Origin of the sequence: Sulfurospirillum sp. hDNRA2, from assembly GCF_024206095.2 — a bacterium.
Taxonomy (GTDB): domain Bacteria; phylum Campylobacterota; class Campylobacteria; order Campylobacterales; family Sulfurospirillaceae; genus Sulfurospirillum.
Genome location: NZ_CP159800.1, coordinates 505,529 through 518,289, shown reverse-complemented (window position 1 = coordinate 518,289; position 12,761 = coordinate 505,529). Strand labels below are relative to the sequence as shown.

General features: G+C 46.7%; 13 protein-coding genes. 10 read left to right on the top strand and 3 right to left on the bottom strand.

Annotated elements, in window-relative coordinates; all coding sequences use genetic code 11:
- The first annotated feature begins 28 nt into the window (after positions 1–28).
- The 5 genes from pstC to NL930_RS02765 all read left to right on the top strand — a co-directional run bounded on the left by pstC (position 29) and on the right by NL930_RS02765 (position 5,135).
- Positions 29–895, top strand: a complete 867-nt coding sequence (gene pstC / locus NL930_RS02785) for a phosphate ABC transporter permease subunit PstC (protein ID WP_039673348.1) — start codon at positions 29–31, stop codon at positions 893–895.
- Positions 888–1,736 (top strand): phosphate ABC transporter permease PstA, encoded by an 849-nt coding sequence (gene pstA / locus NL930_RS02780; protein ID WP_254377015.1) that lies wholly within the window; start codon positions 888–890, stop codon positions 1,734–1,736. Before pstC ends, pstA begins: the two co-directional genes overlap by 8 nt.
- 10 nt (positions 1,737–1,746) lie before the next feature.
- Positions 1,747–2,538, top strand: a complete 792-nt coding sequence (gene pstB / locus NL930_RS02775; protein WP_039673350.1) for a phosphate ABC transporter ATP-binding protein PstB — start codon at positions 1,747–1,749, stop codon at positions 2,536–2,538.
- A gap of 77 nt (positions 2,539–2,615) precedes the next feature.
- Positions 2,616–3,392, top strand: coding sequence for a dioxygenase (locus tag NL930_RS02770; protein WP_254377016.1), 777 nt, complete (start codon positions 2,616–2,618; stop codon positions 3,390–3,392).
- Between the two features lie 141 nt (positions 3,393–3,533).
- Positions 3,534–5,135, top strand: a complete 1,602-nt coding sequence (locus NL930_RS02765) for a methyl-accepting chemotaxis protein (protein WP_254377017.1) — start codon at positions 3,534–3,536, stop codon at positions 5,133–5,135.
- A 21-nt stretch (positions 5,136–5,156) separates the two neighbouring features.
- On the opposite strand, the gene NL930_RS02760 is transcribed toward NL930_RS02765, so the two are convergent.
- Positions 5,157–6,881 carry a lysophospholipid acyltransferase family protein gene (locus NL930_RS02760; protein WP_039673356.1) on the bottom strand — a complete coding sequence of 575 codons (1,725 nt, stop codon included), beginning with the start codon at positions 6,879–6,881 and terminating at the stop codon, positions 5,157–5,159.
- Positions 6,882–7,019: 138 nt separating this feature from the next.
- Here NL930_RS02760 and NL930_RS02755 point away from each other — a divergent pair, with 138 nt between their 5' ends.
- From NL930_RS02755 to NL930_RS02735, 5 genes are all read left to right on the top strand, one after another.
- Entirely contained in the window at positions 7,020–7,688 is a 669-nt protein-coding gene (locus NL930_RS02755) for a PhoU domain-containing protein (RefSeq protein ID WP_254377018.1), read from the top strand.
- 67 nt (positions 7,689–7,755) lie between these two features.
- A complete protein-coding gene (locus NL930_RS02750; RefSeq protein WP_039673360.1) occupies positions 7,756–8,427 on the top strand; it encodes a response regulator transcription factor in 672 nt (223 codons plus the stop codon).
- A complete protein-coding gene (locus tag NL930_RS02745) occupies positions 8,427–9,821 on the top strand; it encodes an ATP-binding protein (RefSeq protein ID WP_354672761.1) in 1,395 nt (464 codons plus the stop codon). Before NL930_RS02750 ends, NL930_RS02745 begins: the two co-directional genes overlap by 1 nt.
- A 30-nt stretch (positions 9,822–9,851) precedes the next feature.
- Positions 9,852–10,268 (top strand): acyl-CoA thioesterase, encoded by a 417-nt coding sequence (locus tag NL930_RS02740; protein WP_039673364.1) that lies wholly within the window; start codon positions 9,852–9,854, stop codon positions 10,266–10,268.
- 25 nt (positions 10,269–10,293) lie between these two features.
- A complete protein-coding gene (locus NL930_RS02735) occupies positions 10,294–10,704 on the top strand; it encodes a low affinity iron permease family protein (RefSeq protein ID WP_039673366.1) in 411 nt (136 codons plus the stop codon).
- Between the two features lie 27 nt (positions 10,705–10,731).
- Here the strand turns inward: NL930_RS02735 and NL930_RS02730 are convergent, their stop codons facing one another.
- Positions 10,732–11,322 (bottom strand): GDYXXLXY domain-containing protein, encoded by a 591-nt coding sequence (locus NL930_RS02730; protein ID WP_254377020.1) that lies wholly within the window; start codon positions 11,320–11,322, stop codon positions 10,732–10,734.
- Complete coding sequence (locus NL930_RS02725; protein ID WP_254377021.1) at positions 11,319–12,647, bottom strand: DUF2157 domain-containing protein; 1,329 nt, start codon at positions 12,645–12,647, stop codon at positions 11,319–11,321. The genes NL930_RS02730 and NL930_RS02725 overlap by 4 nt, the downstream gene beginning before the upstream one ends.
- Positions 12,648–12,761 lie beyond the last annotated feature (114 nt).

Sequence of the window (12,761 nt, the reverse complement as noted above, 5' to 3'; positions counted from 1 at the left end):
ATCTCCTTGTGAAGGAAACCACTTCGTTATGAAGCATTTTAATATCGGCGACTTTATTTTCGGCAACCTCGCGAGATTGATGTCGATCTCGGTTTTAGTGATTTTAGTGAGTATTTTTTACGTTCTCTACGATCATGCTAAGCTGGCAATCGATAAGCTCGGTTTTAAATTTATTTTCGATACCAACTGGGCGCCCAACGTCGAGCAATTCGGCGCGTTTCCCGCTATTTACGGAACTCTAAGCAGTACGTCTATCGCTATGGTGTTAGCCACGCCTATCGCTTTGGGTATTGCGATTTTTCTTTCCGAAATCGTTCGAGGCGGTATCAAAACGCTGATCGGTACGATGATCGAGCTTTTAGCGGCGATCCCGTCCATCGTTTACGGTATGTGGGGACTTTTTTTCTTCGTACCCGTCATTCAAGCACTCACGCACAGTTCGGGAATCGGAACGTTGACGGCGAGCGTTATCTTAGCAATTATGATTATTCCCTTTACCGCCGCGGTCTCAAGAGACGCGATGGATACGACGCCCGATATTCTCAAAGAATCGGCATACGCACTGGGAGCGACCAAATGGGACGTAATTAAAGACGTCGTGATTCCGTTTGCCAAAGTGGGCATTATCGGCTCGATTATTCTCTCTTTAGGAAGGGCTTTAGGTGAAACGATGGCGGTAACCTTCGTGATGGGAAATGCTACGCGCATGCCTTCTTCCATTTTAGAACCCGCCACGAGTATTCCGGTCATTTTGGCAAACGAATTTAGCGAAGCCGACGGCGATTTGTACTATTCGAGCCTCTTTTTCTTGGCACTGATCTTATTCGTACTGAGCTTCGGCGTCATCGCCGTAGCCAAATTCGTCTTTTTACGTAAAGTGAGAAAAAATGGTTAATAAATCCTCGTATCAAAAACGCAAAATCAACAATATCATTGCCCTCTCCTTAGCTTCTTTTGCGACGGTTTTAGGCATTTTCTTCCTTTTTTGGATTTTGGGTATTTTACTCTTTAACGGATTGTCGCACATCTCTTGGGAAATTTTTAGCGTTGACGGTGCGCCTCCGGGCATTGAACCGAGCGGTTTACGCCATGCGCTTGTGGGACATTTGATGCTGACCGTAACATCGACGATGATCGGCGTACCGATGGGATTGCTGGCAGGAACGTACCTAAGCGAATACGGTGCAAATTCTCGTTTTGCCAATTTTACGCGCGATATTTCCGATATTATGATGTCCGCACCTTCTATCATTATCGGTGTTTTCGTCTACGGTATCTTGGTCATGCCATTTAAACAATTTTCCGGTTGGGCGGGAAGCATCGCGCTTGCGATCATTATGATTCCGGTCATTATCCGAACGACTGATGACATGTTAGCCCTCGTTCCAAGAGAACTTCGCGAAGCCGCTTACGCTCTGGGTGCTCCCAAATGGAAAGTCATCGTCCAAATCGTCTATAAAGGAGCGATTACGGGGATTACGACGGGTATTTTACTCGGCGTTGCCAGAGTGGCGGGCGAAACCGCACCGCTTCTGTTCACCGCCTTTAACAATAACTTTTACTCGATGGATATGTCTCGTTCCATCGCGTCCTTAACCGTTACGATGTTTAACTATACGATGAGCCCTTTTGAAGATTGGCAAGCCATCGGTTGGGCAAGTGCCGCAATCTTGGCATTTTCCATTCTTGCCATTAACATCGTCGGACGCATTATTATCAAACGTAAAAAACGCTAAAAGGAAATCGATGTCTACCATCACGACCATTACCGATCCTCTCGAACTTGAAGTCAAAGACTTTAACTTTTACTATGCGGGTAAAAACGAACCCAACCTTAAAGCGGTCAATATGCCGATCGCGCAGAAAAAAGTCACCGCACTGATCGGCCCTAGCGGATGCGGAAAAACGACCTTGCTTCGATCGTTCAATCGTATGCACGATTTGTATCCGGGAAACCGCTACGAAGGCGAAATTCACTTTCATATGGACAATAAAAATCTTCTTTCCAAAGAGACCGACCTTATCGCGCTTCGTATGAAAATCGGTATGATTTTCCAAAAACCGACCCCGTTTCCGATGAGCATTTTCGATAACGTCGCCTACGGACTTCGCCTTCAAGGGCTCAAAGATAAAAAAGTCATTGCCGAAAAAGTCGAAAAAGCCCTCCGCGGTGCCGCGTTGTGGGACGAAGTCAAAGACCGACTTAAAGACGGTGCATCCGCGCTTTCGGGCGGTCAGCAACAACGTTTGTGTATCGCACGCGCCGTTGCAGTTGAACCTCAGGTTCTTCTCTTCGACGAACCGACCTCCGCACTCGATCCGATTTCGACCATTTCGATCGAACAGCTCATTATCGAACTCAAAGAGCAACTCACCGTCATCATCGTCACGCACAACCTTCAGCAAGCCGCGCGCATTTCGGACTATACGGCGTTTATGTATTTAGGCGAACTCATTGAACTCGACCATACGAAAAATATGTTCGTCAATCCGCAAGAAAAACTGACCGAAGAGTACATCACGGGAAGGTTCGGTTAATTTCCGATCTTCCTTTGCTTTTTATCGATTGTTAATCTTTTGCCGTTATAATACGTTTTTCGACAAAGGATACGTTGATGACGCAAACGATGCCGAGCCTTTTTATCTCCCACGGCTCGCCGATGAACTTGGTGCTGGACAACCGTTTTACGCAAGCGTTGGAAACGCTCAGCACCCGCTTGGTGCTTCCTAAAGCGATTTTAGTCGTTTCGGCGCATTGGTACGCCGATCAAACGGCCGTAAGCATCGCTTCGGGCATTACCTACGAAACACTCTACGATTTTTACGGTTTCCCGCCCTCTTTGTACGAACTCTCCTACGAGAGCCCGAGCAATAATTCGCTCTCCAAACACGTTAGCGATCTCTTAGGCGGTATCCCTATGGTCGAACGCGGCTTGGATCACGGGGCTTGGATGCCGCTTTATTACCTTTTTCCCAAAGCCAGCATTCCCGTGATAGAACTGAGCATCAATAAACATTTACGTTTCGACGAACATGTCGCTTTAGGCAAAAAACTCGCCTCTTTGCGCGATGAGGGAGTCATGCTCATCGCCAGCGGAAACGTCACGCACAACTTGGGAACGGTCGATTTTTACACTATCGATGCAACGCCGCCGATATGGGCGCAAAACGTCGATGCGTATATCAATCATGCTTTTGCGCAAAACGACATACAAAGTCTGATCGATATAGAACGTCGATGCGAAACGTTTAAAACCGCCCATCCGAACGTCGATCACTATGTACCGCTTCTTTATACGGCAGGTTCGCGCAGAGCCGACGATACGCTAAGCGTATTAACGCCTTTTTTCCAAAACGCCAGCCTTTCGATGAGAGGATTTATGCTTCATTAACGCTTTTTCCTAACGAGCGTCGATCAAGCCGATTTTTGACATGTCACGCTCGTTTTGCTCCTATCTCACGCCAAATCTCACACAGACCAATTACAATGTAAAAGGCGTTTAAAACGCGCTATTGATTGTAAGGGAAATTTTATGTTTCAGACGATTCAAGCCAAACTACTTTTTTTACTGGTCATTATTCTTACGGGAACTTTGGGACTCAGTTATTTGCTCATACACAACGGTTCTCACGCGCAAACCGCCGTGGAAAAAGTGCAAACTATCGGCAAATTGCCGCGTTATACGGCGGAGCTTTTGATGTATTCCAGAGGGTATCAGATCTCCTACGCTCAAAAATTTATGGACGATTCCTATCAAGCACAAACCAACCTTATTCAAGCCATCGACGAGCTTAAGACTATGCTTAGCTCTCCTCAAGAGATAGAACTTTTAGAACGCATCGCAAAAGGCGTTGAGGAGTTTAAAGCTTCCAGTACGCCACGCTTTGAGATGCTGAAAAAGTACAAAGAGACAACCAATTCACCAGAGTTTCTTGCCACGCCTGAGGGAAAGAAATTTACCGAGCTGACCAACATCGGACGAACCGCGTTTATTGCGATCTCCAAAAATTCCGACGAACTCTCCAAACTGATCGAACACGAAGAAGATGCCAAGCTTGATAAAGCGCAACACATCGGCATTACGATGGCACTTCTCATCTTAGGTTTTACGACGTTTCTTTTTAGATTTATCGCACTGAAGATCAAAAAATCGCTTTCCAAAGCGGCTCAAGAGTGCGAGTACATCGGACGCACCAAAGATCTAAGCCGTCCGATTGAAAGCATCGGCAATGATGAGATCGCCGACATCATGCGAACGATCAATGCACTTTTCGATCAATTACGCACCGCGATTGACGATGCCAAACGCACCGCAACGGAAAATGCCGCCGTCGCTGAAGAACTCTCTTCGACTTCGCTGCAAATTGGTAAACGCACCGAAGAGACCGATAAAGAAGTCGACCATGCGGTCAAAACAACGCAAAACGTCGCAACCATTTTACGCGAAAGCGAGAACAATGCCCATCACGCGGGAACGATCATGCAAAATGTCGCCGATGATTTGCATAACGCTTCTGGTGAAGTGCTTGCCGTATCGTCCGACCTTCAAGCCGTTGTCCTCAATCAAACCGATCTTTCCGCACGTTTAGAACAACTCGACCAAGAAGTAACGCAAGTGCAACAAGTGCTTTTAGTCATCGCCGATATTGCCGATCAGACCAACCTACTAGCACTCAACGCCGCCATCGAAGCCGCGCGCGCTGGAGAGCACGGTCGTGGATTTGCCGTCGTCGCCGATGAAGTACGCAAGCTCGCCGAACGTACGCAAAAAAGCCTCGTGGAGAGCCACTCCACCGTAGCCCTCATCACCCAGTCGGTTGCAACGACTTCCGAGCTGATGAAGAAGAACGCCCAAGAGATTCAAGCACTCGGCAATCGCGCCGAAAACACTCAACGCTTAATGCTGAAAACCGTCGATAGTATGAACGAAACGTCCGCTGTTGCACAAAGCTCCGCTCAAAAAGCCAAACACGGAAGCAAAGAAGCGGACGTCATGCTAGAGCGTGTGGCGACGATCCACAAGCTAACCTCGATTAATGCCAGAAGTGTCGAAGAGATCGCCGGAGCGGCAGAACACCTCGCCAAACTCTCCACCAATTTAAGCAACGCTCTCTCAACGTTTAAAACTGCTTAAACATCAGCATCCAAGCCTCCATCAAGGCTTGGACTCGCCTTTGATATAGCGTGCCTTTTTTGCCTCTTTGATCTTGGCGATGTCGACTAAGATAAAACTGTCGACACAGTTGGAAAAGTCTTTGTCGATGTTAAAATCCAAAAATAAAATACCGCCCTCCTCGCACAGTTCGGTGTACTGTTTATACAAGGTCGGTACGCTTAAATCCATATGCGAGAGTTGCTCTTTTAAAACGGCAAAATCCTCTTTATAATCTTTCCCGCCGAAAAAAGAGAGGGCTTCTTCTTTTTCCGCCTTGCTCATAAAAAAGCCGCTTCGTGCGCGCACAAGCTCTTTGGAAGTCGAAAAATAGAGTGAATAAAACGTCACGATCAGATTTTTCGCGATTTTCGTATAGACATCGCTCAGGCTTACCGGACCGTACATGTAACGCACATGCGGATTTTGGTACAAATACGCGCCGATGCCTTGCCAGAGATAATCCAATGCCCTCGTTCCCCAATAACGCGGCTGTACGAAGCTTCGTCCCAGCTCGATCGCATTGTGCATGTAAGGCTCGAAAGCGTCGGTAAATTCAAAAAGCGTATGCGAATAAAATCCCTCCACGCCGAAATACCGAGCAATAAAATCCGCCTCGCCGATACGGTATGCCCCTACGACTTCCAGCTCTTCATCGTCCCATAAAACGATATGTTTGTAGTGCTTATCAAAAGCGTCTACGTCGCGCTTATAACCTGTCCCTTCTTCGACTTTGCGAAACGTATACTCCCTAAGCCTTCCGATCTCTTTCATCAAAATCGATCCCTCTTCGCATTCGTACAAAAAGATTTTTTTACCGTCGTTCGTCTCGCCTAGCAACGTCGATTTTTTCAATTCCGCACGAATGGCTTTACGCTCCTCAGGATGCGCGATCGCCGTTTGGGTACTGAAAAGTCCTTTCTTGCCTTTACTGATTTTGTACAGATGCTTTTTGAGCAAATTGAGCACCGTATGGTCGCTAAACCCCGACTTTTCGATCGTCTTATAGGCAATCATCTCGCCGATTTTGAAGTGAATGATCTTGGAGCGTTTTTTGAACATCTCGCGCGCCAGCAAAAAGGTGGAGAGTTTTTTATTGACCATCGAAAGGGTGTAAAAAAGCGGCGAATTTTTGGCGTCGATAAAAACGGGCAAGATCGGCGAATTGGTTTTTTGCGCAAATTTCAAAAACCCTTTTTTCCACTTCGTATCTTTAATACCCGTCGGTTGCGCACGCGACACTTCGCCGGAAGGAAACACGATGAGGGCTTCGTCGTTTTCCAAGGCGTCGTATACCTTTTTAATCGACTCTTTCGCCGTCGTTCCGCTTAAATTGTCGATCGGAATCAATAACGCGTTTAAAGGTTCAATTTGCATCAAAACGTCGTTGGCAAGCACTTTAACGTCTCGGCGAACCTCTTTGACGAGCGAGATCAAAGCCAATGCGTCGAGTGCGCCTAAAGGATGGTTTGCGACGATAATCACGCGTCCTGAAGAGGGAATATTCGCTTTATCTTTATTGGAAACCGTATAACCGAAGTTGAAGTACTCTAAAACCGCTTCCACAAAATCAAAACCCCGATACGCTTCGCCGTGAATTAAAAAGTCGTTAATCTCGTCTTGATGTAAGACTTTTTTTAAACAATAAACGATGAGATTACGAATCACGGCGGGATAATAGACGATGCGAGGATATTTAAGGCTTAAGGTTTTTTCGACGTCAACCATGGCTGTCCTTTAAGGGATATTTTAACGTCGATTATAAGAGCGGCTCATTACAAGACGGTAACGATGAGGGCATTTTTATGTTACCATATTGTAATGTTTTACCTTTACAATGGAAGTAAATTATTCTAAGGAAAATCAATGCTTCAAAAATACGAAGAGAGACTTGCTCAAATCAAGCAAATGCTCTTAGATCTCGGCTCCGAAATCACGATGGCAGGCGAAAAAGCGCTTTGCGGTATCGAAAATTTAGATATCTCCCGCTTTGAATCGGCTCGAACGCTTCTTAAAAACGTCGAAGCAGAAGCCAACGCCATCGATAACGAAATCGTCGTTGCTTTAGCGCTTTTCGGTCCCGAAGCCAAAGATCTACGTAAAATGGTTGCTTTTTTAAAAATCACGAACGAATTGGTTAAAATCGCCGAAAATATTCGCAGCTTCAGCAAACGTATGATCGCTCATCTACAGGGCGAAATTCCCTTTACGACCCTCCACGAATACTCTATGCACCTTTGCAAAACGGCGATTCATGCGGTAACGCTTTCGATCGGAACATTAAGCGTCAGCGACCGCGAAGCCTTGGAAGAGACCTACCGCCGCGTCAAAGTCGAAGAGAGCAAAAGTGACGATCTTTACTCGATTTTGGAAAAAAATATTTTAAGCGACATCGCCAAATTGATCGACCAATCCGCCGATTTTATTCAGATTTTAAGTACGATGCGTAAATTAGAGCGTATGGCGGATCGCAGCGTGAGCATCGTACAACTGATGATTTTCGCACGCGTGGGCGGAGAGATGAAAACGTATTAAAAACATCGGGGCGCGCTTGGCGTGGTACGCACGCATCATGCCAAACGCGTAAACATTAAGAGGAACAATGAAACAAAGCATTTTGATTATTGAAGATGAAGAGGATTTACTAGAGCTTTTGGAGTACCATCTGCAAAAAGAAGGTTACGAAACGCTCGGATTTTTAAACACGAAAAACGTCGAAAAGTGTCTGAACGAAGAGCCGATCGACTTATTAATCGTCGATCGCAACCTTCCGGGAATCGAAGGTAGCGAATTTGTCGAGAGCCTACGCAAAAAAGGTTTTACCCAAGCCGTCATTTTCGTAACCGCCAAAAACAGCGATACAAACGTCGAAGAAGGATTTTTACGCGGCGGTGACGACTACGTCACCAAACCTTACAATATGAAAGAACTCCTCCTGCGCATCAAAGCGGTTTTAGCGCGGACTTCTCCGCAAAACAACGCTCTTTTGTCGTACCGCGATTTGGTCTTGGATTTGAACGCCCACACGCTTCATGTCGATGCCAAAGCCGTAGAACTCACCAAACTCGAATTTGATCTTTTGCGCACGCTCATCGAAAACAAAAGTTCGGTTTTAAGTCGCGAATTTTTGTTAGAGCACGTCTGGAAAAACGACGACTTTTTCCAAGATAAAACGGTCAACGTCGCCATCAACCGCCTCAAACAAAAGATTGACCCCACCAAAGAAAAAGAGTATATCAAATCGATTTGGGGCGTAGGATACAGTTTATGCTAATGCTTCATCAACACATCATTCGCTCGTTTATCGCCTTGTTTATCGCAACCTTGCTTCTGTGCGGCATCGTGAGTTACGTCGCGATTCAAAACGACAATATGGAACATTACCAAAGCCGCTTGGAATCGCACATCCAAATTTTGGTGCGCGAACTCCCCGAGATGGACGACCTCAACGCTTTTGCCAAACGTTTTAAAGAGGCGACGCAGATTCGCTTTACGCTCATCGACGCCAAAGGCGCGGTCATCGCCGACAGCGACCACGACAAAGAGACGATGGACAACCACCTTCACCGCGAAGAAATACTCAAATCCGAAAAGATGCCCTTTGGAACCTCTTCACGTTTTTCGGACACGCTGGGTAGCACCCTTTTGTACGTCGCTCACCGTTTTTCGATGCACGATCAAACCTATTTTTTACGCCTTGCGATCAACATCGATACGATTATGCACAACTTTTACGCTTTATGGACAAAACTGACGCTCATCTTCGGCAGTGCGCTTCTTGCGGGACTTTACGGCGCGTATCTTTTCAGTAAAAAAATACGCCAAGAGATCGATAAAATCGTCGAAAACCTTCAACAAATCGCCGATAAAGAGTACCGCATTACGATTTCGTCGCACTTTAGTTTGGAATTTTTTGAAATTGCCAACTACTTGAAAAAACTGGCCGCAAAACTGGAAAAACGCGCCAAACAAAAACGCAAATACACCGCCAAAATCAAGCTCATTTCCCAACAACGAAGCGACGTCATCTCCGCCATCAGCCACGAATTTAAAAACCCCATCGCCTCTATCGTCGGCTATGCACAAACGCTGCTTGACGATCCCAACGCGAACATGCAAATTAAAGAGCGCTTTTTAGGCAAAATCGCACAAAACGCGCAAAAAATTTCCACGATGATCGACCGCTTGACGCTGACGACCAAATTTGAAAACGGCGATTTTACCGCGCAAAACAGTACGTTCGACATCGTAAAAGTCCTCAACGACGTCGCGCAAAGCTTTCGCGAAAAAAACCCTTCGCGCAACATCGTTTGCGCTTTACCCGAAACCTATAGCATCTACGCGGACCGCACGATGATGGAGATCGTCGTCTCCAATCTCATCGACAACGCGCTCAAATATTCCGACGATACGATCAGCCTGAGCATTGAAGAAGACGTCTTACATGTCAAAGATCAGGGCATCGGCATCAAAGAAGAAGAGATCGAAAAAATTACCCATAAGTTTTACCGCTCCAACTCGCATTCATGGGACAATTCGATGGGGCTTGGACTCGCCCTCGTGAGTTACATCTTAAAATTGCACAACACCTCTTTGGAGATACAAAGTAGCTTAGGCGTCGGATCTGATTTTTCGTTTAAATTGCCTTCAAACAATTCTGTATTATGATACGCTCGAATTTGTTTATAAAGGTCAATGATGTACAACATGGGAGAACCCCGTATTAAAATCGTCGCGATGCCCAAAGATACCAATCCCGCCGGCAATATCTTCGGCGGATGGATTATGTCGCAAATCGACATTGCCGGCAGTCTTGCCGCACGCGATCTCAACGTCTCTCGCGTCGTCACGGTCGCAGTCAACTCCTTGGAGTTTAAAGAAGCGGTGAAAGTCGGCGATATTTTGAGCTGTTACGCTAAAATCATTAGGGTCGGCACGACGTCCATCACGACGCAAGTCGAAGTCAACTCCGAACGCTCGATCGAGGGCACGCGCCGCTGCTTACATGTTACGAGTGCCGTTATCACCTACGTCAACGTGGATAACGAAGGCAACAAAAAACCCATTCCGCACACCGCCAACGAACTTTTAGCTTTAGGAATCGAACAAAAATAATCCCCGAACGCGACAAGGAGGGACGATGAATTCGCATACATGGTACTCGCAATTTACGAAGTATATTGCTAAACTCACGGGAAAATCCGCGACGTTTGCGCTCTCGATCCTTCTTATCGTCGTTTGGCTTGTGAGCGGTCCTTTTTTTCACTACAGCGATACATGGCAACTCGCCATCAATACCTCGACGACGATCATTACGTTTATTATGGTTTTCGTGATTCAAAACACGCAAAACCGCGACACCGAGGCGATGCAAGTGAAACTTGACGAGCTGATTCGCGTTACCAAAGGCGCGCACAACGCCCTACTGGACTTGGAAGAGCTCGAAGAAGACCAAATCGACGCGTTTCGCAAACACTATGAAATGCTCGCACAAAAAGCACGGCAAGCACTTCAAAAAGGAAACATCGACACCGATACGCTTGACGAATAGGCTTACATGTCAAGACGCTTCGGGCGTTTAACGCGAACGAGCTTCTTCGTGTCGGCGCATCCATTCGACCAAAGGCTCGCCTTCTATCCAGAGATTTTCAATCACCGCTTTTCCGTTTAAAACGCGCAAAGAAGCTTTCACGTTTACGTTCACGTCGCGCATTCTCAAAATACGCTCGGCTTTGGGCGCTCTATCTTCTCGCAGGTAAAAACGATCAAACGGGAGTGAAAAATAGACCGTATTTGAGACATCGGCTTTTTGCGTCGCCATCGCAGAATACACGTTCACTTCCAAAAAATTTCCGCTTACGGGTCTTGAAAAACGCACCTCTTTGATGCGATCGCCCTCTTGCGAGTGCTCTAACATCGCATAGGCTTTGGAAAGATGCTCCTGCGGTGTCGTGTCGCCGGCGGGTGCTTTGTTCGCATTTTCAAAACGAAGCGTCACGTAACGCCCCCGAAACGCATCGTAAGGATCTAAGGGCAAAACGTTGAAAAAGTAGACTTCGCCTTCCTTTAAAATGCGCTCGTAACTCCAAATACTCCATCCGATCACGCCCAGTTGCACCGCGCATATGAAACCAAAAAGAATCCCTAAAAGGCGTTGCATTCGTTTCATGCCACACCCCTAAAACGGCGTTTCAAAAAGGCATTGAGGCTTAAAAAAAGAATGCCCGTGACGATAAACGCCATGCCTTTGGCAACCAGATCAAAGTTAGCATTGAAAAAATGAATCCAGATCACCAAGGCAATCACGATCATCCCTTGATTGACCAGTCCGAGCGTCGCCTCTTTGATCCCGCAGTAAATCATCCACCCTGCCCCTAAAATTACCGAAGCATTCACAAAGAGCATCGCACTATAGGGCATCGTGTGTAACAGGTTGTACCCTAACACGATGATAGGCGCGGCGCACACAAGCATTTCCGAGGGAAGCTTTTGCTCTTTGCGAATAAACAAAATCAACAGTACGCCAAAAAACAGCATGAGCAACAATCCCAAAAGGCTGTTGTAGCGCGTAGGCTCTAAGTCAAATCTTAAGAGCCATGTGCCGGCATTGAAAGAGACATGCGCCAACACAAGCACCAAAGCTCCTAGTTTACCCATACGCTCAAAAGGACGTTGCCATGATTTTTCTCCCCAAAAAAAATACATCTTCCCCAAAAGATAATAGATAGCAAAGAAAAGAGCAAAGAGCATACTGAGCATACGAACATTTTGCTCGGGATAGGTTGCCAGAAGCATTTCAACGGAACCTACCGCCAGAACGCACACGGCAAGTGCCCAACCAAGCAGAAGCGTTGCATAGGCATTTCTTTCTTTGCGGTACCGTAGCGCATAAAAACCCAACCAACTCAGAGCAAGCAAGGCAAGCATCCACGGGCTTAAAAAGGAGTGCTCCGAAGAAAACACTTCACGCATTTCATCCCGGCTTCCAAGCCATACGAACGTCCATAAAATCATCTGAAAAAATGCCGCGCCCGAAGAGGGAAGCACCCACGCAATTCCCAAAGAGAGTACAAGCCAGACGCTTAGAAAATCAAGCATCGAGCCGCCCAAATGATACGTCTGCCCGATGATCGCAAGCGAAGCCCCCGTCATCAAAAACCAAAAGACGCCGCTTCCCTCGCGCAGTGCCGCGTCACTTGCACGGTAACGCCTTACCCAAAATGCAAACGCTTGCGCGCCTACCAAAAGCAAAACCGCCAAAAGCGTTCGCTCCAAATGTCCAAGCTCATCCCAGTTATACGCAAAAATGGAGATGATCCCCAGTCCCACAAGGACAAATCCCAAAAGGCTAAACGCCGTACCCGAAGAGCGCGAAGAGGCTTTTTCACCTGCATAACGCTGTAAAAGTGCTTGCGCACTCCCCTCGCTAACAAGCCCCTCTTCAACCCACGAAGGAAGCTCTTTTGCAAGCCATCGGTAAGTTTCTTTGCTCATAAAAATCCTTACATGTAAAGATCAATCAACGATAAAATCTCTAAAATCGCTTGAGGTTCCACGGCGATAGACTACCGCGTCATCGCATCGCTATGAATTCTTTTTCTCGGTTTG

Coding starts and splice junctions, on each gene's coding strand:
- pstB (WP_039673350.1), top strand. CDS start 1,747: ATGTCTACCATCACGACCATTACCGATCCTCTCGAACTTGAAGTCAAA.
- NL930_RS02725 (WP_254377021.1), bottom strand. CDS start 12,647: ATGAGCAAAGAAACTTACCGATGGCTTGCAAAAGAGCTTCCTTCGTGG.
- NL930_RS02765 (WP_254377017.1), top strand. CDS start 3,534: ATGTTTCAGACGATTCAAGCCAAACTACTTTTTTTACTGGTCATTATT.
- NL930_RS02750 (WP_039673360.1), top strand. CDS start 7,756: ATGAAACAAAGCATTTTGATTATTGAAGATGAAGAGGATTTACTAGAG.
- NL930_RS02730 (WP_254377020.1), bottom strand. CDS start 11,322: ATGAAACGAATGCAACGCCTTTTAGGGATTCTTTTTGGTTTCATATGC.
- NL930_RS02760 (WP_039673356.1), bottom strand. CDS start 6,881: ATGGTTGACGTCGAAAAAACCTTAAGCCTTAAATATCCTCGCATCGTC.
- NL930_RS02755 (WP_254377018.1), top strand. CDS start 7,020: ATGCTTCAAAAATACGAAGAGAGACTTGCTCAAATCAAGCAAATGCTC.
- NL930_RS02745 (WP_354672761.1), top strand. CDS start 8,427: ATGCTTCATCAACACATCATTCGCTCGTTTATCGCCTTGTTTATCGCA.
- NL930_RS02740 (WP_039673364.1), top strand. CDS start 9,852: ATGTACAACATGGGAGAACCCCGTATTAAAATCGTCGCGATGCCCAAA.
- pstA (WP_254377015.1), top strand. CDS start 888: ATGGTTAATAAATCCTCGTATCAAAAACGCAAAATCAACAATATCATT.
- NL930_RS02735 (WP_039673366.1), top strand. CDS start 10,294: ATGAATTCGCATACATGGTACTCGCAATTTACGAAGTATATTGCTAAA.
- NL930_RS02770 (WP_254377016.1), top strand. CDS start 2,616: ATGACGCAAACGATGCCGAGCCTTTTTATCTCCCACGGCTCGCCGATG.
- pstC (WP_039673348.1), top strand. CDS start 29: ATGAAGCATTTTAATATCGGCGACTTTATTTTCGGCAACCTCGCGAGA.